Genomic DNA, 19,468 nt, shown 5'->3' on the forward strand with positions numbered 1-19,468 from the left:
GTCGTGCGCGTAATGCGCGTAATAGGGATTCCTCGTTGTGAGGCGCGCCACAGTACCGGTCGGCACGTCGTATTTCCCCGAGGTTTCCGGACGGTTCCGGAACCGGACATCACCGCGAAGGAGTCCGCCATGGCCGAGGCCACCCCGGCAGAGGGAGTCGCCCCGACTCCCGGCGCCGCCACGCCGCCGACCCGGCGCCGCTGGTACACCCAGCTCTACGTGTGGGTGCTCCTGGGCATCCTCGCCGGCGTCGTGGTCGGGGCCGTCTGGCCGTCGACGGGCGAGGAGCTGAAGCCTCTCGGCGACACCTTCGTCAACGCCATCAAGATGATCATCACGCCGATCATCTTCGTGACCGTGGTCACCGGGATCGCGGGCGTCGAGAACCTGCGCAGCGCGGGCCGCATCGGCTGGAAGTCCCTGGTCTACTTCGAAGTGCTCACCACCGTGGCCCTGGTCCTCGGCCTGGTCGTGATGAACGTGCTGCGCCCCGGCGACGGCGTGCACGCCGACGTGGGCGCCATCCAGGTCACCGAGACCGCCCGGGGCTACATCGAGGAAGGCTCCTCGCAGAGTTGGTGGCACTTCCTGACCGACCTCGTCCCGAGCAGCGTCGTGGGTGCCTTCGCCGACGGCGACGTCCTCCAAGTCCTGTTCTTCGCCGTCCTGTTCGGCATCGCGATCAAGTTGGTCGGACGCCCGGCCGCGGGGGTCGCCGCCGGGATCGAGAAGACCGGCCAGGTGTTGTTCTCGGTCCTGCGGATCGTGATGTACGCGGCACCGGTCGGCGCGTTCGGAGCCATGGCCTTCACCGTCGGGGCGTACGGCCTGGACACCCTGACCAGCCTCGGCAGGCTGATCGCGATCTTCTACGGCACCAGCCTGTTCTTCGTACTCGTCGTCCTGGGCATCGTGATGGCGGTCATCCGGCTCAACATCTTCCGGCTGCTGCGCTACATGAAGGACGAACTGCTCATCGTGCTCGGCACGTCGTCGAGCGAGACCGTCCTGCCCCGCGTGGTCACCAAGATGGAGAACCTGGGCGTACCCCGCCAGGTCGCGGGCCTGACCGTGCCCACCGGCTACTCCTTCAACCTGGACGGCACCTGCATCTACCTGACGCTCGCGGGCCTGTACGTGGCACAGGCCACCGACACGGCACTGTCGTTCGGGCAGCAACTCGGCCTGCTCGGCGTGCTGTTGCTGACCTCGAAGGGCGCGGCCGGGGTCACCGGCTCGGGGTTCATCGTGCTGGCGGCGACCCTGTCGACGGTCGGACACGTGCCGGTGGCCGGCATCATGCTGGTGTTCGGCATTGACAAGTTCATGAGCGAGTGCCGGGCCCTGACCAACGTCTGCGGCAACGCCGTCGCGAGCCTTGTGGTCGCGGCGTGGGAAGGCGTCCTCGACCGCGACCGCGCCCGCAAGGTCCTCGCGGGCGATCCGGTCACCCCGCTCCCCGTCCCCGACCCCGTGCACGCCGGCACCCCCACCGACCATCCCGCCCTCACCCGCCCGACCACCGCGGGCACGGTCGCCTGAGGCACCTCGAGGGGGGCCTGTCACGCCCACCGTACGCGGCGGCGACGGCCGCGATCAGAGCAGATCGACGGGAAGTAACTCGGTCCTCATGACGACCACGCTCACTCGCCACGGCACGATGTACGCCCCCCAACCCGCCGACCGCCGGGCGAACCGCGAAACGCCGCGACGCCGACGGCCTGGCGCGACCTGGTGCGCTCGGCCGCCGGAATCCCGGAGACGGGTCCGCCGCGGGCGCCGCGGAGCCATCGACCGCACCACGGCGACCATCGCGTACGCCCTCGCCGAAACGCGCCGGCGGGCCCAGCCACCCGTGCCACCCGTGCCACCCGACGACCGCACCGGATTCGCCTTTCCGACGGAACCACCGAGCCGTTCGGCGTGATGAGCCGCGGGTGCGGCCGACGAACGAGCAGGATCCACACACGGCGTCCGGAGCGACGCCGTGACCGCGGTGCGTCGTGCGAGAGACCCGGAGGTGGAGCGGTCGTGCGGATCCTGCTCATCGCGAGTGCGTTCAACAGCCTGACCCAACGTGTGCAGGTCGAGTTGCGCGACCGCGGGCACCACGCGGACACCGAACGGGTCGACGGGCCCGACGACGTCCGCGCCGCCGTCGCCCGCCACGCCCCCGAACTCGTCGTCGCGCCGATGCTGAAGGTGGCCGTCCCGGAGGATGTCTGGTCGCGGCACCCCTGCCTGATCGTCCACCCGGGACCGCCCGGCGACCGCGGCCCCTCGTCGCTCGACCGGGCGATCCAGGACGGCCACGCCACGTGGGGAGTGACCGTGCTCCAGGCGAACGCCGAGATGGACGCCGGGGACATCTGGGCATCCGGGGCGTTCCCCGTGGCCCCGGTCGGCAAGAGCGACCTGTACCGCGGCGAATTCTCGGACGCGGCGTCGGACGCGCTGCTGCTCGCCGTCGGCCGCTTCGCGTCGGGGATTCACCGGCCGACACCGCAGACCGGCCTCGCGGTGCGCACCAGACCGTCGCTTCCCCAGGCCGAACGCGCGATCGACTGGCACACCGACGCGAGCGAGACCGTCCTGCGCTCCCTGCGCGCGGCCGACTCCTGGCCCGGTGTCCTCGACGAGGACCTGCCGGGCGGGCCGTGGTTCCTGCACGGCGGCCACATCGAGGACGAACTGCGCGGTACGCCCGGCGCGGTGATCGCCACACGTGCCGGAGCCATCTGCCGCGCGACCCGCGACGGCGCGGTCTGGATCCCGCAACTGCGGCGCCGCAGCCGCCCCGGCGGACCCGGGTCCGTCAAACTCCCGGCCGCGTCGGCACTGGGCACACTCCTCGCGGACGTGCCCGAGGCCCCCGTCCCCCTCGAACTCCCGTCACGGCGACACACGTTCTCCGACATCCGGTACGAAGAACGCGACGCCGTCGGCTTCGTGCGCTTCTCGTTCCCCGGCGGAGCGATGAGCGCCACACAGTGCCGCCGACTTCTCGCGGCCTACCGCCACGCGTGCCGGCGCCCGACACGGGTGGTTGTCCTGGGCGGCTGCCGCGACTTCTTCTCGAACGGCATCCACCTCGGCGTCATCGAGGCGGCCCCCGACCCCGCCGAGGAGTCGTGGGCGAATATCGAGGCGATGGACGACCTGGTCGAGGCGGTGCTGACCACGACAGACCGGCTGGTGGTCGCGGCCCTGGGCGGCAACGCCGCCGCCGGCGGGGTGATGCTGGCGATCGCGGCGGACGAAGTGTGGTGCCGCACCGGCGCCGTGCTCAATCCGCACTACCGGCTGATGGGCCTGCCCGGGTCCGAGTTCTGGACGTACACCCTGCCGCGGCGCGTCGGCCCCGAGGGCGCGGACGCGTTGCTGCGCGCCGCCGAGCCGGTGAGCGCCGCGACGGCACACCGCATCGGCCTGGTGCACCGCCTCGTACCCGCCTCACCCGGGCAATTCGCCGAAACGGTCGCCGACTTGGCCGCCGATCTCGCCGCCGACCCGGCGACCCACCAGCGGCTCACCGACAAGAAGCGCCGACGCGCCCACGACGAGGCGATCAAGCCGCTGGCCGCCTACCGCGCGGAGGAACTCGCGTCGATGCGCCGCACGTTCTTCGACCCGAGCGCCCCCTACCACGCCCTGCGCTCCGCGTTCGTGCGCAAGCAGCGGCCTCCCCGGCCCGGCGCCTCCGCCACCGGCCGCGACTCCGGGCGGCGCCCGTGACCGCCGGTCGGCACCGGGTCCTGATCGCCGGTGTCGGGAACATCTTCCTGGCCGACGACGCCTTCGGGCCCGAGGTCGTGACCGCCCTGCGCGACCGCGACCTGCCGGACGCGGCGGACGTACGCGACTTCGGCGTACGCGGCATGGACCTCGCGTACCGGTTGCTCGACGGCTACGCGGCCGTGCTCCTGGTCGACGCGGCCCCGCGCGGCTGCGCCCCCGGCAGCCTGTGTCTCGTCGAGCCCGACCTCGGCGACACCGCGGACGCGGCGGTCCCCGAGGCCCACGGCATGGACCCGGTGAAGGTGCTGGCGCTCGCCCGCAGGCTCGCGGAGGACGGCGCGCCGCCGCTGCCGCGCGTCGTGGTGCTCGGCTGCGAGCCGGAGGTGCGCATGCGGGGCGACGAACCGGACGTGGTGGTCGGCCTCAGCCCACCGGTCCGCGCCGCGGTCGACGCCGCCGCGGACTGGGTGACGGTGGTGGCGGAGCTGCTGGTTCGCGATCCACACGTCGACCTCGGGGATTCGTGGCGGAATGCCGACGAACACCCGCCGCACCCCGACGCCGCCGGTGGGCCCGTCGCCGCCCCGCTCGGGGACGTGGCCGCGGTCCCGCACGAGGAGTCCGCCGTCGCGCCGTGAAGGCGCCTCGCAGGGCCCGGCACGACGCGTTCCGACGCGTCGGCCGCGCGGCGCCGACATTCCGCCGCCCGACCTCCCGCCGGCCGCGCGAAACACGTGCGCGGGTCCGGCGGGAGCGTCGGGCGGGACGGTCGAGCGGGTGGTCAGCGCGGGCACCGCCGCGAGCCGCGGGGGAGTACACCCACCATGCGCCAGATTCTGACCTCCCTCACGATCCCGGGGATCTCGCGGCCGAGCACCAGTGCCAGGACCGCCCCGGCGATCACCACCTGCGCGATGAGCACGCGTCTGGCCAGCTGTTCCTTTTCCTTCGCTTCGTGCACGGGTCCGACCTTTCCCTCGCTCCCGATCACCGCCGTCGGCGGGCGCGGCTTCCTCAGCTCGGCGGAATGCTCGGCATGATCTTCAGGAGCACGTTGTGCTTCCTCCAGTGGATCCCCGTGGAGCGCCGCGCGTCGGCGGTGCCGTCCCTGTGGTGCCCGGGCTGCCTCTTGTACGGCCGTTCGTTGCCGCGGTGGGTGCCGAACACGGTGCTCGCGGTGTCCGGCCGTACGTGGGGCTTGCCGACTCTGATGGTGCCCATGGCTCCTCCTGCCGTCTTCGATCGCGGTCGCCGCGTCATCTTTCGGTCAGTTCCGCGAAGAACTGCTCGATCGCGGGCCACACCCGGCCGCCGCCGGACAGGCCGCGCCATTCCCGCCGGACGACGGCGACCACGCGCATGCAGTCGTCGACGGGAACGATCCAGTACTGCCGCTGCCCGCGCGCGGTGTTGACCAACAACCCCTCCACCTCGGGCACGAGGGTGCGCAGTTCGGGGCGGTCCGCGGCGACGCGGTGCCACACCGCGGCGTCCACCTCCCACCGGGTGGCTCCGGCGGGGCTCGGGTAGTGGGCGCACACCGTTCCGTCGTCGCGCGGGATGAAGAAGACCAGCCCGACCGGCACACCCGGAACGTCGAGGGGGAACGGGTCGAGCCGGACCCTGCGGCAGGGGACCGGCCGGTAGCGGGGGCTGTCGCCCGGGTCCCGCCCGAACAGCACCGAGCAGGAACGGCACACGCACAGCACCGGTCGGCTCTCGCCGGCGGTGTCGACGACGTGCGGGTGGGCGTCGGGCACCTGCTCGGCGCACAACTCGCAGCGCTCGCCGTCGTCAGCCCGCCGGTCGCCGGCCTGGCGGATCAGGCGCTCCAGGGATCCCCGGGTCATCCTGTCCCTCCCGCCGGGGCGGCGGAGGGGCGCGGCCTCAGGGTGTCGAGCGGGACGAACGCCGGAGCACGCTCCGGGTCCGGCGCGCGGCGGACGTCGCGCAGTTCCGGCGCGGCGGCGGTGACGGCGTCGCGTACCGCGTCCTCGGCGGCGCCCGCGGAGGAGCCGCAGCCGCGCACGGTCAGCCGGACGTGGGCCACACCGTCCTGGATCCCCAGCAGCTCGGCGTCGCCGCCCGTGCCGAGGCCCGGCCGCAGCGCGTCCAGGACGCGTTCGACGCGTACGGTCGGCGGATCGGGGTGCAGGTCGTGCAACGCCAAGAGGTGGCCGAGGAGTTCGTCGCGGACGGCCGTGCGGGCGGCGTCCGGCGCGAGGAGGTCGAGGAGCCGCGCGAGGGCTTCGCCGTAGACCTCGGCCAGGTTCCGGACGGCCGTGACGCCCGCCTCGGACGTGCGGCCGGGCACGCCCTCCAGATACCCGAGAGAGTCGTCGATCCGGGCCAGGCGCTCCTCGACCTCGGGACCGCCGAGCCGCCGCGCGTCAGCCATGGGAGGCTCCGTAGGTCGGCATGTGGGTGCGGGTCAGTTCCCTGCCCTTGCCGAGGTACATGTGCACGCCGCACGGCAGGCACGGGTCGAAGCTGCGCACGGTGCGCATGATGTCGATGCCCTTGAAGTCGTCGGGGCCGTTCTCCTCGAAGATCGGTTGTCCCTGGACGGCGTCCTCGTACGGGCCCGGCGTGCCGTAGATGTCGCGCGGGCTGGCGTTCCACGGGGTCGGCGGGTAGGGGTGGTAGTTGGCGATCTTCTTGTCCTTGATCACCAGGTGATGGGACAGCACACCGCGCACGGCCTCGTGGAAGCCGCAGCCGATGGCCTCGTCGGGCACCTCGAAGTCGGTGAACACCCGGGTCTCGCCGGCGCGGACCATGCCCATCGCGCGCTCCAGGAAGAACAGGGACATCGCCGCCGCGTAGGCGATGAAGTACGGCCGGGCGCGGTTGCGCTCGATCGTGTTGCTCCACTGCGGGATCTCCCACTCGAGTGTGGTCTCGGGGAGCTTCTCGCTCTTCGGCAGCGTGATGCGCACGCTGTGGCCGGTGGCCTTGACGTACGGGGTGTCGACGAGCCCGCTGAGCGCCGTCGTCCAGAGCCGGGCGAGCGGCCCGCCGCCGGTGTCGAGGGCCAGGTGCTCGCGGGTGGCCGAGTCGTACCAGCGCGGGCTCATCACCCAGCTGTAGTTGCCGCCGTCCAGGTCGCGCTTCTGCGGCACGGGGACCGTGGTCTGGTTCCACGGGTGCCGCATGTCGACGGGGTTGCCGAGCGGGTCGTGGGTGACGAACGGCTCCTCGTTGACCCAGTCGTCGTAGTACGAGCTGCCGAGCAGGATGCGCATGCCGAGGTTGATGTCGACCAGGTTGTTGGTGACGATCTTGCCGTCGACGACGATACCGGGGGTGACGAACATGGCCTTCCCCCACTCGTTCATCGTCGCGTAGCGGTAGTCGGCGACGTCGGAGTCCTGCCACGCGCCCCAGCAGCCGAGCAGGACGCGGCGGCGGCCGACCTCCTCGTACCCGGGCAGGGCCTCGTAGAAGAAGTCGAAGACGTCGTCGTTCATCGCTACGGCCTGCTTGACGAAGTCGAGGACGCGGAGGAGCCGCGACAGGTAGTCGGTGAACAGCGTGGGGGTGGGCACCGTCCCGACGCCGCCGGGGTACAGCGTCGAGGGGTGTACGTGGCGGCCCTCCATGAGGCAGAACATCTCCCGGGTCACGCGGGAGATCTGCAGCGCCTGCTTGTACGCCTCGCCCTCGAACGGGTTGAACGCCCGCATGATGTCGGCGATGGTGCGGTAGCCGTGGATGTCGCCGCGCGGCGCCTGCTTCTGCTCGGCGCGCGCGAGGACGCTCGGGTTGGTCTCCTTGACCATCGCCTCGCAGAAGTCGACGAACACCATGTTGTCCTGGAACAGGGTGTGGTCGAACATGTACTCGGCGGCCTCGCCGAGGTTGACGATGGCCTCGCCCAGCGGCGGGGGCTTGATGCCGTACGCCATCTGCTGGGCGTAGTTCGAGCACGTCGTGTGGTTGTCGCCGCAGATGCCGCAGATGCGGCTGGTGATGAATCCGGCGTCGCGCGGGTCCTTGCCTTTCATGAAGACCGAGTAGCCGCGGAACAGCGAGGATGTGCTGCGGCATTCGGTCACCTCGCGGTTGGCGAAGTCGACCTTCGTGTAAATGCCGAGATTGCCGATGATCCGGGTGATCGGGTCCCACGCCATCTCCACGATCTGCGGGGACTGGCGCCGTCCGGCTCGGCCCTTGGTCTCGGTCGTCATGTGGTGTCCTGCCTGATCGGTTCGGCTGGTGGGTCTGCTCGGGTGCTCTGCTCGCCGGGCTTGCTCGGCGGGGGCGCGCCGCTCCTGGTCGGGCGCGAGGCGGCGCCGCGTGCGGTCAGGGCCGCCAGTGGGGGTCGTAGCCGCTGGTCAGCGCGGGGCCGCTGTGGCGCCACTTGGGCTCTCTGTTGACGGCCGTGTTGGTGATGCCGCGCAGGCGCCGCATGACCGCGCCGTACGGCTTGACGAGCATCGACGACAGGCCGCCGCCGGTCGGCTCGTCCATGAACGGCATGAATGCGTCCGGGAACCCCGGCATCGTGCAGCCGATGCAGATCCCGCCGACGTTGGGGCAGCCGCCGACGCCGGACATCCAGCCGCGCTTGGGCACGTTGCAGTTGACCACCGGCCCCCAACAGCCCACCTTCACCTGGCACTTCGGGGAGTTGTACGTACGCGCGAAGTCGCCTTGCTCGTAGTAGCCGGCCCGGTCGCAGCCCTCGTGGACGGTCTTGCCGAACAGCCACTGCGGCCGGAGCATGTCGTCGAGCGGAGGCGGCGGCGCGGCGCCGGCGGCGTGGTAAAGGACCCAGGCCAACGTCTCCATGAAGTTCTCCGGCTGCACCGGGCAGCCGGGCACGTTCACGATCGGCAGGCCGCCCCGCGACGTGTAGTCCCAGCCCAGGTAGTCGGCCAGGCCCATCGAGCCGGTCGGGTTGCCCGCCATCGCGTGGATGCCGCCGAACGTCGCGCAGGTGCCGATGGCGACCACCGCCCAGGCGTGCGGGGCGAGCCGGTCGAGCCACCAGTTCAGGGGCAGCGGCTCGCCGGTCTCCTCGTCGTTGCCGAACGAGGTCCAGTAGCCGTCGCCCTCGATGATGTTCTGATTGGGGATCGAGCCCTCGACGACGAGGATGAACGGGCGACCGAGTTCGCCGCGCGCGGCGGCCCGGAAGGGGGCGAGGAACGCTTCGCCGCCGAGTGTGGGGGAGAGGACCTTGTTGTGCAGGTTCACCTTGGGCAGGCCGGGGACGAGCCCCAGGACGATGTCCTCGATCGCGGGCTGGTTCGAGGCCGTGATGGAGACGGTGTCGCCGTCGCAGCTCATGCCCTCGGAGATCCACAGGATGTCGAGCTCGTCGAACCCCTCCTGCCCCGCCGCCGCGCCGGGGCGTTCGCCGGTTCCGATCGTGCCGCTGTCGATGCTCATGTCCGTGCTCTCCCTTGCAGCCGGTCGCGCGGTCGGTCGTGGATGCCCGCGACCGCGCGGTGGTCGTGGAACGCTTGCTCGACCATCCGGTGGTCGTGTTTCGGCGGTTCGACGGCGTCCATGGCTGCTCCCTATCGCGGGGTCGCGCCGGGAGCCGGGGGCAGCGGTCGGACCTCGTCGGGGCGGAAGTAGCGGTAGCGGCCGTACCAGACGTCCAGTTCCGCGCCGGGGTCGTTTTCGAGGGTGACCGCGAGGTGGACGCTGCCGTCCAGGTCGTGGAAGACCGCCGCGACCTCGGCGGTGCGCCCGGCGAGGAACATGTCGTGGGCGTCGGCTCCCCGCCCGCGCGGACTCAACCGCACCCTGCTTCCCTGGGCCACCGCCACGCCGTCGACGACGACGCTGTCGGTGGTGGGGGACATGCCGTCGCCGCCCGCGTCCTGCCACCAGGGCCGTGAACGCGGCGTGGGCGGGACGCCGGTGCCGTCGCCACCGCGGCCGTCCGCCGTGCCGGACGCGGCGTGGCGCAGGGAGCGGATCGCGCCGTGCAACCGGGACAGGACCTCCGGCGGCATGGTGTCGACGCGGTCGAGGATGTCGGCGGCCCGCCGGTCGGTCGCGCGTGCCTCGCGCTTCTCGTCCTCGGTGAGCAGCGCGGTGCGCAACGTGAGGATTTCGTCGATCTCCGCGGCGTCGTGCAGGTCGCCGGGGCTTTCCGGGGCGATCCGCGGGTGGTCGGGCAGGATGATCGGCGCCGACAGCGCGACCGGGGCCGCGCCGCCCGTGCCGTCCGCGCCGCCGGTGCCGACCGGGACGGGGAAGGTGTGGACGTTGCGGCAGTGCCGGGCGTGCGGGGCCGCCCAGTCGGGCGGGTCGACCAGGGAGGCGAACTCCGCCCCGGCACCGCCCAGGAGGGTGTGCGTGGCCAGGAGGGAGTGGCCGAGCGCCTGCTCGCGCGGTGCGCCGGCACCGACCTGACGGCCGGTGTTCTCGGTGCGCACACACAACCGGTGGACCGCGCCCGACGGGTCCAGCGCGGTGGCGCGCACGGTGGTGACGGCGTCGACGGGGTGGCGCCGCCGCACGATGCGCCCGCCGGCGCATTCCTCGGTCTCCTCGGCCCCCGGCGCGCCCGCGTGGAGGTGCCGCTCACCGGCGAGCAACTCCGCGAGCGGCACGACCAGTTCGGCGTCGCGCGGCACCGCCTCGTCGAAGGTGAGGTGCAGGGTTCCCCCCGTCGTCCAGTGATTCGACGGGTTCGTGGCGGCCGTCGTCGGTCAGGCGTTCGACGGTCTTGCGCTGGAGCTGGAGGTAGCGCACGCGGACGCGCACGACGGCGTCGGGGGTGTCGGCTCTGAGCAGGCACTCGGTCTGCTGGTACCAGGACTCGGCCGACCCGGCCACCGTCGGCGGCACCGGCCCGTGCGCCTCGGCCCACGGGCGGGGTGCGAGGACGCCGAATTGCCAGCGCACCCGGTTCTTGGCCGACGAGCGCCGGTAGGGGTAGAGCAGGTAGCCCTCGTAGAGCACCGCGTCGGCAATCGCGCGGACTCCCGCGAAGTCCACGTCGGCGAGCCGCGCGGGGGCGGGCTCGACGGGGGCCGGGGTGCTCGTCATGTCGTCTCCGATCGGCCGTGTCGGCTGCGTTCGTGGCTCAGCCTGATCCATGACCTTCGTCCTCACGATGTCACTGTTCGTAGCCGGTCGCGCGCTCAGCGCATCCGTCCGGGGGTCAGCAGATCCGGGGCAATTGCTCGCCGAGCGGCAGGTCGAGGACGCGCGTGCCGCCGAGCCCGGTGCGTACGACGACCAGGCCGGGGTGGTCGGCGACGCACTCGCCGACGATCGCGGCGCCGCGCCCGTCGGGGTGGTCGCGCATCGCCGCCAGGACCGCGTCGGCGTGCTCCCGCGGGACGAACGCCACCAGGCGGCCCTCGTTGGCGACGTACAGCGGGTCGAGGCCGAGGAAGGCGCACGCGCTCGCCACCGATTCCGGCACCGGCACGGCGCGGTCGTCGAGGGCCACGCCGGTGCCGGACGCGGCGGCGATCTCGTTGAGGGCCGCCGCCAGACCGCCGCGTGTGGGGTCCCGCAGCGTGTGCACGTCGGGGGTGACCGCCAGCATGGCCTGCACGAGGGAGGTGAGGGGAGCGGTGTCGCTGACGGTCTCCGCGCCGAACTCCAGGCCCTCGCGGACGCTCATGACCGCGATGCCGTGCAGACCGATGGGGCCGCTCACGATGACCACGTCGCCCGGCCGGGCGCGCTGCGGCCGGATGTCGACGCCGTCGGGGATGACGCCGACCCCGGCGGTGTTGACGTACACGCCGTCGCCGTGGCCCGCGTCGACGACCTTCGTGTCGCCGGTCACCACGCTGACCCCCGCGGTGCGGGCGGCCTTGCCGATGTCGTGGGCGATCGCGCCCACGGTCGCCAGGTCGGTGCCCTCCTCCAGGACGAACGCGCACGACAGGTACTCCGGGACCGCGCCGCTCATCGCCAGGTCGTTGACGGTCCCGTTGACCGCGAGGTCGCCGATGCTGCCGCCGGGAAAGAACAGCGGGCGCACCACGTAGGTGTCCGTGGAGAACGCGACGCGCACGCCGCCGAGGGCGAGTTGCGCGCTGTCGCCGAGCCCGGCGAGGTGGGGGCCGCCGTAGGCGGGCAGGAACAGGTGGCGGACAAGCTCCCCGGACAGCGCTCCGCCGCCGCCGTGGCCCACCACGACGACGGGGTGGTCGCGCAGCGGGACGGGACAGGTTCCGCCGGTGAAATCCGGTGCGGGCGTCAGGGTCTCAGGCAACGGGCTCGGCCTCCTCGGCCGGGCGCACGGTCGGTGCGAGCCGGCGGTACGCGTGGTAGGCGGCGCAGGCCCCTTCGCTGGAGACCATGGTGGCGCCGAGGGGTGTCCGGGGTGTGCACGCGGTGCCGAACATCTCGCACTCGTTGGGCTTGATCAGCCCCTGGAGGACGTCGCCGCTGCGGCACAGCGTGGACTCGCGGGTGACCACGCCGCCGACATCGAAGCGGTGTTCGGCGTCGAAGCGGCGGTACGCGTCCGCCAGCCGCCAGCCGCTGTCGGGGATGGTCCCGATGCCGCGCCAGGCGCGGTCGGTCACGGTGAAGACCTCGCGCAGCACGCGGAGGGCGGCGGTGTTGCCCGTGTCCTGGACGGCTCGGGGATAGGCGTTCTCGACACGGTGTTCGCCGCGCTCGAGTTGGCGTACCGCGCGGCGGATGCCCTCCAGGATGTCCAGCGGCTCGAAACCGGTGACCACGATGGGCACCCGGTGGCGCTCGGCGAGTTCGGGATACTCGGCGGTGCCCATGACGGTGCACACGTGGCCGGCCGCGAGGAACGCCTGGACGCGGACGTCGGGGGAACCCATGATCGCCTCGATCGCGGGCGGAACCCGGACGTGGGAGACCAGCAGGCTGAAGTTGTCGACGCCGAGGCGGCGCGCCTCGTGGACGGCCATCGCGTTGGCGGGCGCGGTGGTCTCGAAGCCGATACCGAAGAACACCACCTGGCGGTCCGGGTTGTGACGGGCGATGCGCAGGGCGTCCATGGGCGAATAGACGACGCGTACGTCGCCTCCCTCGCTCTTGACGCGGAACAGGTCACGGTCGGTGCCGGGGACGCGCAGCATGTCGCCGAAGGAGCAGAACGTCACGCCGGGTGTCGCCGCGATCGCCAGCGCCCGGTCGATCGCCTCGAGCGGGGTGACGCAGACCGGGCATCCGGGACCGTGGATCAACTCCACCTCGTCGGGCAGGAGTTGGTCGATGCCGTGCCGGACGATCGAGTGGGTCTGACCGCCGCAGACCTCCATCAGCGCCCACGGGCGGGTCACGGTGGCGCGGATGTCGTCCACCAGGCGGCGGGCCAGGTCGGGGTCGTGGAATTCCTCGATGTACTTCACGAAGCGGCCTCCTTCGGCACGTCGGCTTCCGCGCGGGTCCAGGCGTCGCCGAACTCCTCGTCCAGGGCGCCGATTTCCTCGAACAGGCGCAGCGTCGACAGGGCGGATTCCTCGTCGAGCCGCTGCAGGGCGAATCCGACGTGGACGATGGCGTAGTCGCCGACCCGGATATCCGGGAGATAGGCGAGGCAGACCTCTTTGAGCACGCCTCCGAAGTCCACGTGCGCCATGGGGGTTCCGTCGCGTTCGAAGGTGCCGGCCACACGACCGGGCACGGCAAGACACATGCGGTGTGTCCTCCTCGGGTTGTCGGCTCGGATGCCGGGGCCGGGGCACCGGGCAAACGGGTGGTGACGTCGGGGTGGCGGGGACGTGCGGTGGGGTGGTGGGTGACGCGCGGGGGCGCGGAGGTCAGTTCCGGCAGCCGCCGACGACGGCCTGGCCCAGGGCGAGCCCGCCGTCGCCCGGAGGCACGGTGCGGTGACGCAGCACGGTGAATCCGTCGGCGGTCAGCGCGTCGGCACACCAGCGGTCCAGCAGGGCGTTGGCGAACACCCCGCCGGTCAACGCCACCGTGCCGCCGGTGCCGGCGTCGCGGCGGACGGTACGGCACACCGCCGCGACGGCGTGCGCGACCGCGCGGTGGAAGCGCACCGCGACGACGTCCGCGCCGGCGCCCGAGCGCAGGTCGTCCACCGCGCCGCGCAGGACGGGCGCCGGGTCGATCACGACGGGGCCGTCGTGGGGCGTGCGGCGCAGGGCGAACGCGTACGCGCCCGGGGCGTCGAGGGCGCGTGCCGCGGCGGCTTCGAGTTCGAGGGCGGCCTGCGCCTCGTACTCGATGTCGTGGCAGATCCCGACAAGCGAGGCCATCGCGTCGAACAAGCGCCCTATGCCGGACGTCGGAGGGCAGTTGACCGCACGCGTCAACTGCCGTTCGAGCAGGCGTGGTTCGTCATCCGTGCGGGTGGCGGCGCACGGCAGGTCCGCGGCCCAGGGCAGGCCCGCCGCGCGCAGGTGGGACAGCGCCATGCGCCACGGTTCCCGGACCGCGGCGTCGCCGCCGGGCTGGGGGACGTACGCGAGGTGCGCGAGCCGGTGGAAGCCCGCGTAGTCGGCGAGTAGCACCTCCCCGCCCCAGGAAGCCCCGTCGCCGCCGTGGCCGGTGCCGTCGAACGCGACCCCGATCACCGGTTCGCCGCCGTCGAGCCCGTGTTCGGCCATCAGCGCGGCGACGTGCGCGTGGTGGTGTTGGACCTGCCGGACCGGGCGGCCCGCGGCGTGGCGTGCGGCCCAGCGGGTCGACGCGTAGCCCGGGTGCATGTCGGTCACGAGAACGCCCGGCGTGACGCCGGTGAGCGTACGCAAATGCGCTTCGGCGCGCTCGAACGACCGCTGGGCGGCCAGGTCGCCCATGTCGCCGAGGTGCGCGGACAGCCATGCCGAGCCGGCCTCGGCCAGACACAGGGTGTTCTTGAGGTCTCCGCCGACGGCGAGAACCGGGCGGAGGTCGAGCGGCACGGCGATGCGCGCGGGAGCGTAGCCCCGGGAGCGCCGCAGGACCATCGTGGTGCCGTCGGGACGGGCTCGTACCAGCGAGTCGTCGCACGGAACCGTGATCGGGCGGTCGTGCCAGAGCCAGGCGTCGGCGAGGCCGGCCAGGCGGTCGAACGCATCCGGCTCGTCGGTGACCAGGGGCTCGCCGGAGCGGTTCCCGCTGGTCACGACCAGGACGGTCGGGCCCGGAGGGTCGCCCGGCAGGCCGAAGAGCAGCCGGTGCACGGGTGTGTAGGGCAGCATCACGCCGACGTCCGGGCTACCGGAACACACGTCCGCGACCGCCGTGAACCCGGTGTCGTGGCGGCGCAGCAGGACGATCGGCCGGGCCGGCCCCGTGAGGAGCGCGCGTTCGGCCGGCCCGACCCGGCCCAGACGCGCCGCGGTGGCGACGTCGGCCGCCATGACCGCGAACGGTTTGCGGGCACGTGCCTTGCGGCGGCGCAGCTCGCGGACGGCGTCGGGGGAGTCGGCGGCGCAGACGAGGTGGTAGCCGCCGACGCCCTTGACCGCCACGATCGCGCCGCGGGCGATCATCCGCCGGGCTTCGGCGAGCGCGGCGCCGCCCTGCGGTGTCGCACCGGGCTCGCCGCGCGCCGAGGTGAGCCGCAGGACGGGCCCGCAGGCCCAGCAGGCGACCGGTTGCGCGTGAAAGCGGCGGTCCGCGGGATCGGCGTACTCGCGCGCGCAGTCCTCGCAGAGCGGGTAGGCGGCCATGGCCGTGTTGGGCCGGTCGTACGGCATGGCCGCGGTGATGGTGAAGCGCGGCCCGCAGTGGGTGCAGGTGATGAAGGGGTGGCGGTGGCGGCGGTCGTCCGGGTCGGCGAGTTCGGCCAGGCAGGCGTCGCACGTCGCGGCGTCGGGCGGGACCATGGTTCGCCCTTGGCCGTCCTGGGACGGGCGGATCGTGAAGCCCTGGGCGCCGGCCGCGGGCGCTTCGGCGACGTGGATCGCCGACACGTCGGCCAGCGGCGGCGGCTCGGTGCGCAGGCGATCACAGAACTCGGCGACGGCGCGGTGCGGGCCTTCGATGTCGACGACGACGCCGGCCGCGGTGTTGGCCACCTCGCCCACGAGGCCCAGACGGGTGGCGAGGGTGTGGACGAACGGGCGGAAACCGACGCCTTGGACGACGCCGGTGACCGTGACAAGCCGGCGCACTTGGGTGTCGCCGTCCGGCAGGTCGGCGGGGATCCGTCGGCCGGTGGGCTCCGGCGGTGTGGCGTCGTGCCGCTCAGTGGTGGTGTGCGGCGGCATGCCGGTGCCCTCCGTCCGGCGGCCGGAGCGCGGCCATGACCGGCTGGTGCGCCGCCTCCTGGTCCGGCGTGCGGCCCACCACGTGCCACAACGCGCGGACGCCGGAGCCGGTGCGTGCCGAGGTCTCCAGCACCGGAACGCCGGGATTGACACGTTCCACGTTGCGCAGGAACGCGTCGCGGTCGAACCCGACCGCGTCGGCGAGGTCGGTCTTCGTGAGGACCACCAGGTTGGCCAGGCCGAACGCGTCGGGGTACTTGGAGGGCTTGTCCTCGCCCTCGGTGACCGACATCAGGGTGATCCGGATCTTCTCGCCCAGGTCATACGAGGACGGGCAGACCAGGTTGCCGACGTTCTCCACGAACAACAGGCGCACTCCGTGCGGGAGCCAGCCGTCGACGTGGCCCCGCAGTTGCGGCACCTCGAGGTGGCACAGGCCGCCGGTCCGCACCTGCCGCACGGGGGCGCCGGAGCGTGCCAGACGCACCGCGTCGTTCTCGGTCGCCAGGTCGGCGGTGACGGCGGCGACGGGCACGCCGTCGGCGACGGCCATGGTGAGCAAGGCTTCCAGCAGTGCCGTCTTGCCGCTGCCGGGGCTGGACAGCATGTTGACCAACGTGACGCCCCGGCCGCGGAGTTCGTCGCGGAGTTCGTCGGCCAGGGACTGGTTCTTCGCGAGGACCGCATGCCGGACCTCATCGACTCGGCACATCGCCGATCACCTTTCGTTCGTCCCCGTGTGCCAGGGCCGGCGTCTCCGAGAAGACGACGGCTTCGATCTCCAACTCCCGTCCGCTGAGGAGCCCGTCGGCCGCCTGCCCGCAGTCGGCGCATCGCAGGTCCACGAGCATCGGCACGGTGAAGTCCCGCGCACAGGCGGTGCAGTGGGCCACCGCGGGCACATGCTCGACGGCCAGTCGGGCGTTCGCCAGTGCGGTGCCCTCGCGGGCCACCGAGAACGCGAAGTCGAGCGCGTCCGCGTGGACGCCGGCCAAGCGGCCCAAGCGCAGCCGCACTTCCTCGACGGTCGCGTGACCGCGCTCGGCGGCCAATTCGTCGACGCTGTCCACGATGGCCATCGCAATGCTGAGTTCGTGCATGGGCACTCCCGACCCCGCGCCGGCCGACGATGAACCGTGCCCACGGTAACGACAACCCCGGCGGCCTTCCGCAGGCGTGTGCGCGTCGCCGGAAAAGCACTCTCATGGACCACACGGGCATGGAGAGGCCGGAAGAGTGCCGGTGAACGGCCGGTTGGACTCACCGCCGCCCGTTCCGGCGACACGTCGCCACGTCGCCCGGCGGGAGGACTACGTGGCTCGTCCTCCCCCTGGCTTTGTCAGGGGGTGGACGGGGTGGCGAGGAGTCGCCGTACGGCTTCGCCGATGAACCGTGCGCCGTCGGGGTCCGCGCCGCCGCCGGTGAGGTGGCCCCATTCCCCCGGGGATCACCCCGATGTCACCGTGCGGGATGTGTGCGGAGGCCCAGGCCTCGTCCTCGGGTGGGAAGTAGAGGTCTTTCTGGGCCGGCAGAGCAAGAAGCCTCGCGGTGATGGCTCCGAGGGCCTTGGTGACGTCGTCGTGGTAGCCCTCCGTGGCGCCGATGTCGGCGTGCTGCCACGTCCAGAGCATGGCCATGAGGTCGACGGTCTCGTGGCCCGCGAAGTTGGCTTCCCAGAACCCGGTGAGGAAGTCGTCGACGGACGAGAAGCCAAGCTCCCGGTACCGCTCGTTCCCATAGAACGCCTGGGACAAGCCCCAACCCGCGTAGACCCTGGCGAAGGCCCGGAGCCCGGCCGCGTGGCCGCCCGCCGTGCGGGCTCGGTGCCACACCGGATCCGCGGTGCGTACGGCGCGCAGGCCGTGGGGAACAGGACGGCGTTGGATGTGTCGGCGGCGAGTTCGCCGTACGTCCGGTACGCGAGGTGCGCGGGTCGGAGTCCCCCGCCGCGCTCCAAGGCGAAGTTCCGGGGCGCGGGCCGCGTCGAGTCACCTCACGAAATGGGAAGCGGCGCGCTGGAGTTGCCGGTCACCTTGCTGTCGGGAGGCCGTCCGGCGTCGGAGAGGCTCACTCCGGTGCTGACCGCCCGCGCGTCCACCGTCGCCGACGGCCCATGAGGGTGAGGACGAGCGCTGCGTGGGGGTACCACCGGGTTCGGACAGGGCGATGCCGCGATCCCGTCGGCAGCCCCGGCTCCCGCCTTGGTGCCGGCGGCGAAGCCCGTCCTGGTGACGGTCGTGGCACTTCTCCGTGATCCGGAAAGGATGCGACTTCCGGTGAATCCGGAGTCCGGCCGGATCGCTGGACGAGCCGCGGGCGGTCCGTGACCGGGGGAGCGGGGTGGCCCGCGCGGTGGACGGAGCGTCAGGACGTCCGGACCGCCGCGGTGTTCGCGGCGGTCAGAGCGGGCAGCAACATGAAGTCGACGATGTCCCTGGCCAGTTCAGGGGTGGGTTTGTCCCCGGTCATCAGCTCCTGGATCGCCAGCGGGCCGTACAACACGCGATCGGCGAGGGCGATGGCGGGGCTGTTCTTGATCTCTCCTCTGTGCAGTGCGCGGTCCAGAATCCGACGCATGCTCTCCAGGCCGGGGACGATCATGTACGTGCGCAGCGCCCGCAGGAGTTCCTTGTCGGTTCCCACCGCATGCCAGATGCTGGCCATCGAGTCCGACGACGACTCCGCGCCGAACGCACGAGCCGCCAGCGCGTGCAGGTCGCCGCGCAGCGAGCCGGTGTCGATGTCCGCCAGCAGTTGCTGCTCGTCGGCGCGGGTTTTCAGGGCGACGATCACCAGGTTGGGTTTGCTCTCCCACTGGCGGTAGAGGGTGGCGGTGCTGCTCTTGGTGCGTTTGGCCAACTCGGCCATGGTGACCTGTTCGTAGCCGACCTCGGCGACCAAGTCGAGTGCCGCTTGCAGCAGTTCCCTTTCGCGCGTGGTCGAGAGGCGTCCCTTCCGGGGGACACCCGCAGCGGCGGCGGCCATGGTCGTGCTCCTGTGGGGAGGTCGTTGTCGCCTTCACCCTAGGCAGCCACTTAACGAAAATCAATCTTTTCGAAAAGTTGCGTTCTCGTCTTGAGGTCCGGCGGCGCTCCCGCATAGTCTCCGAAGCGGCAGCAGGGCGAACCCCGGCTCGACCGATCCGGACCGTGCACAGTTGGCCACCGACCCGGGGCCGGCGTGCCGATGTCCTCGACTTGTGGTGCGAAGTCAGCCGAGTGCCGCGTACTCGCGTGTGTGCCCGCACTGTCCCCGTCAACACCGCCACTGTTGTCGAGCGGGGTTGTCGCGGTCATGAAATCTCTCCCGACGAGGTTCTGCCCCCAAGTTCGTACAAGCGTCGGCGTGTTCCCGGAACCGTGTGCGACCGCGGCGGGTCCGCCGGTCCCTGCGTACCGCGGGAGTTGCGCACTATGGCGTTGCCGTGCGACCCCGTGCCCTCGACGTGTCCACGTCGACCTCCCGGCGGTGACGGCGGTCGCGGCCACTTGCCTACCGAACCCACGTGTGCTCAGGCGGGTCAGTCCCATGCGCGGTTTGGCCACACAACGAGTCACATGACCGGCCGGAATCGAGCCGGACGCTTCACACGAGAG

Annotated in this window: 18 protein-coding genes and 1 pseudogene; 3 read left to right on the plus strand and 16 right to left on the minus strand. The window is 72.1% G+C overall.

Features of this window, described 5'->3' with window-relative positions; translation table 11 throughout:
* Positions 1–129: 129 nt before the first annotated feature.
* From dctA to LO772_RS32700, 3 genes are all read left to right on the plus strand, one after another.
* Positions 130–1,542: a C4-dicarboxylate transporter DctA gene (dctA, locus tag LO772_RS32690; protein WP_231775644.1), complete on the plus strand. Its 1,413-nt coding sequence runs from the start codon at positions 130–132 to the stop codon at positions 1,540–1,542.
* Between the two features lie 489 nt (positions 1,543–2,031).
* Positions 2,032–3,735, plus strand: coding sequence for a hydrogenase maturation protein (locus LO772_RS32695; RefSeq protein WP_231775645.1), 1,704 nt, complete (start codon positions 2,032–2,034; stop codon positions 3,733–3,735).
* Positions 3,732–4,376, plus strand: a complete 645-nt coding sequence (locus LO772_RS32700; RefSeq protein ID WP_231775646.1) for a hydrogenase maturation protease — start codon at positions 3,732–3,734, stop codon at positions 4,374–4,376. Before LO772_RS32695 ends, LO772_RS32700 begins: the two co-directional genes overlap by 4 nt.
* Before the next feature lie 143 nt (positions 4,377–4,519).
* Here the strand turns inward: LO772_RS32700 and LO772_RS32705 are convergent, their stop codons facing one another.
* The 16 genes and pseudogenes from LO772_RS32705 to LO772_RS32775 form a co-directional block, all read right to left on the minus strand.
* Positions 4,520–4,699, minus strand: coding sequence for a hypothetical protein (locus LO772_RS32705; RefSeq protein WP_231775647.1), 180 nt, complete (start codon positions 4,697–4,699; stop codon positions 4,520–4,522).
* A 53-nt stretch (positions 4,700–4,752) separates the two neighbouring features.
* Complete coding sequence (locus tag LO772_RS32710) at positions 4,753–4,959, minus strand: hypothetical protein (RefSeq protein WP_231775648.1); 207 nt, start codon at positions 4,957–4,959, stop codon at positions 4,753–4,755.
* A gap of 35 nt (positions 4,960–4,994) precedes the next feature.
* Positions 4,995–5,588, minus strand: a complete 594-nt coding sequence (locus tag LO772_RS32715; protein ID WP_231775649.1) for a DUF5947 family protein — start codon at positions 5,586–5,588, stop codon at positions 4,995–4,997.
* On the minus strand, positions 5,585–6,136 hold the full coding sequence (locus LO772_RS32720; protein WP_231775650.1) for a NifU family protein: 552 nt from the start codon (positions 6,134–6,136) through the stop codon (positions 5,585–5,587). Before LO772_RS32720 ends, LO772_RS32715 begins: the two co-directional genes overlap by 4 nt.
* Positions 6,129–7,928 (minus strand): nickel-dependent hydrogenase large subunit, encoded by a 1,800-nt coding sequence (locus LO772_RS32725; protein WP_231775651.1) that lies wholly within the window; start codon positions 7,926–7,928, stop codon positions 6,129–6,131. Before LO772_RS32725 ends, LO772_RS32720 begins: the two co-directional genes overlap by 8 nt.
* A 115-nt stretch (positions 7,929–8,043) precedes the next feature.
* Positions 8,044–9,135: a hydrogenase expression protein HypE gene (locus LO772_RS32730; RefSeq protein ID WP_231775652.1), complete on the minus strand. Its 1,092-nt coding sequence runs from the start codon at positions 9,133–9,135 to the stop codon at positions 8,044–8,046.
* The gene (locus tag LO772_RS36000) at positions 9,132–9,257 is read right to left on the minus strand and encodes a hypothetical protein (protein ID WP_269453127.1); all 126 of its coding nucleotides are present in this window, start codon (positions 9,255–9,257) and stop codon (positions 9,132–9,134) included. Before LO772_RS36000 ends, LO772_RS32730 begins: the two co-directional genes overlap by 4 nt.
* 9 nt (positions 9,258–9,266) lie before the next feature.
* Positions 9,267–10,752, minus strand: a pseudogene (locus LO772_RS32735) (hypothetical protein).
* Positions 10,753–10,867: 115 nt separating this feature from the next.
* On the minus strand, positions 10,868–11,938 hold the full coding sequence (gene hypE, locus LO772_RS32740; RefSeq protein ID WP_269453128.1) for a hydrogenase expression/formation protein HypE: 1,071 nt from the start codon (positions 11,936–11,938) through the stop codon (positions 10,868–10,870).
* Positions 11,931–13,058 carry a hydrogenase formation protein HypD gene (gene hypD, locus LO772_RS32745; protein ID WP_231775653.1) on the minus strand — a complete coding sequence of 376 codons (1,128 nt, stop codon included), beginning with the start codon at positions 13,056–13,058 and terminating at the stop codon, positions 11,931–11,933. The genes hypE and hypD overlap by 8 nt, the downstream gene beginning before the upstream one ends.
* Positions 13,055–13,345 carry a HypC/HybG/HupF family hydrogenase formation chaperone gene (locus LO772_RS32750; RefSeq protein WP_231775654.1) on the minus strand — a complete coding sequence of 97 codons (291 nt, stop codon included), beginning with the start codon at positions 13,343–13,345 and terminating at the stop codon, positions 13,055–13,057. Before LO772_RS32750 ends, hypD begins: the two co-directional genes overlap by 4 nt.
* Before the next feature lie 124 nt (positions 13,346–13,469).
* Positions 13,470–15,872: a carbamoyltransferase HypF gene (gene hypF, locus LO772_RS32755; RefSeq protein WP_231775655.1), complete on the minus strand. Its 2,403-nt coding sequence runs from the start codon at positions 15,870–15,872 to the stop codon at positions 13,470–13,472.
* The gene (gene hypB / locus LO772_RS32760) at positions 15,850–16,584 is read right to left on the minus strand and encodes a hydrogenase nickel incorporation protein HypB (RefSeq protein ID WP_231775656.1); all 735 of its coding nucleotides are present in this window, start codon (positions 16,582–16,584) and stop codon (positions 15,850–15,852) included. The genes hypF and hypB overlap by 23 nt, the downstream gene beginning before the upstream one ends.
* Complete coding sequence (locus tag LO772_RS32765) at positions 16,568–16,972, minus strand: hydrogenase maturation nickel metallochaperone HypA/HybF (protein WP_231775657.1); 405 nt, start codon at positions 16,970–16,972, stop codon at positions 16,568–16,570. The genes hypB and LO772_RS32765 overlap by 17 nt, the downstream gene beginning before the upstream one ends.
* Positions 16,973–17,182: 210 nt before the next feature.
* The gene (locus tag LO772_RS32770) at positions 17,183–17,704 is read right to left on the minus strand and encodes a hypothetical protein (protein WP_231775658.1); all 522 of its coding nucleotides are present in this window, start codon (positions 17,702–17,704) and stop codon (positions 17,183–17,185) included.
* 532 nt (positions 17,705–18,236) lie between these two features.
* Positions 18,237–18,857, minus strand: a complete 621-nt coding sequence (locus LO772_RS32775) for a TetR/AcrR family transcriptional regulator (protein ID WP_231775659.1) — start codon at positions 18,855–18,857, stop codon at positions 18,237–18,239.
* Positions 18,858–19,468: the final 611 nt, after the last annotated feature.

This window comes from Yinghuangia sp. ASG 101 (assembly GCF_021165735.1).
Lineage (GTDB): Bacteria > Actinomycetota > Actinomycetes > Streptomycetales > Streptomycetaceae > Yinghuangia.

What these genes read in the sequence shown, in the direction of transcription:
- dctA (WP_231775644.1), top strand. Translation starts at nt 130, where the DNA reads ATGGCCGAGGCCACCCCGGCAGAGGGAGTCGCCCCGACTCCCGGCGCC.
- LO772_RS32710 (WP_231775648.1), bottom strand. Translation starts at nt 4,959, where the DNA reads ATGGGCACCATCAGAGTCGGCAAGCCCCACGTACGGCCGGACACCGCG.
- LO772_RS32715 (WP_231775649.1), bottom strand. Translation starts at nt 5,588, where the DNA reads ATGACCCGGGGATCCCTGGAGCGCCTGATCCGCCAGGCCGGCGACCGG.
- LO772_RS32720 (WP_231775650.1), bottom strand. Translation starts at nt 6,136, where the DNA reads ATGGCTGACGCGCGGCGGCTCGGCGGTCCCGAGGTCGAGGAGCGCCTG.
- LO772_RS32725 (WP_231775651.1), bottom strand. Translation starts at nt 7,928, where the DNA reads ATGACGACCGAGACCAAGGGCCGAGCCGGACGGCGCCAGTCCCCGCAG.
- LO772_RS32730 (WP_231775652.1), bottom strand. Translation starts at nt 9,135, where the DNA reads ATGAGCATCGACAGCGGCACGATCGGAACCGGCGAACGCCCCGGCGCG.
- LO772_RS36000 (WP_269453127.1), bottom strand. Translation starts at nt 9,257, where the DNA reads ATGGACGCCGTCGAACCGCCGAAACACGACCACCGGATGGTCGAGCAA.
- LO772_RS32750 (WP_231775654.1), bottom strand. Translation starts at nt 13,345, where the DNA reads ATGTGTCTTGCCGTGCCCGGTCGTGTGGCCGGCACCTTCGAACGCGAC.
- hypF (WP_231775655.1), bottom strand. Translation starts at nt 15,872, where the DNA reads ATGCCGCCGCACACCACCACTGAGCGGCACGACGCCACACCGCCGGAG.
- hypB (WP_231775656.1), bottom strand. Translation starts at nt 16,584, where the DNA reads ATGTGCCGAGTCGATGAGGTCCGGCATGCGGTCCTCGCGAAGAACCAG.
- LO772_RS32765 (WP_231775657.1), bottom strand. Translation starts at nt 16,972, where the DNA reads ATGCACGAACTCAGCATTGCGATGGCCATCGTGGACAGCGTCGACGAA.
- LO772_RS32775 (WP_231775659.1), bottom strand. Translation starts at nt 18,857, where the DNA reads ATGGCCGCCGCCGCTGCGGGTGTCCCCCGGAAGGGACGCCTCTCGACC.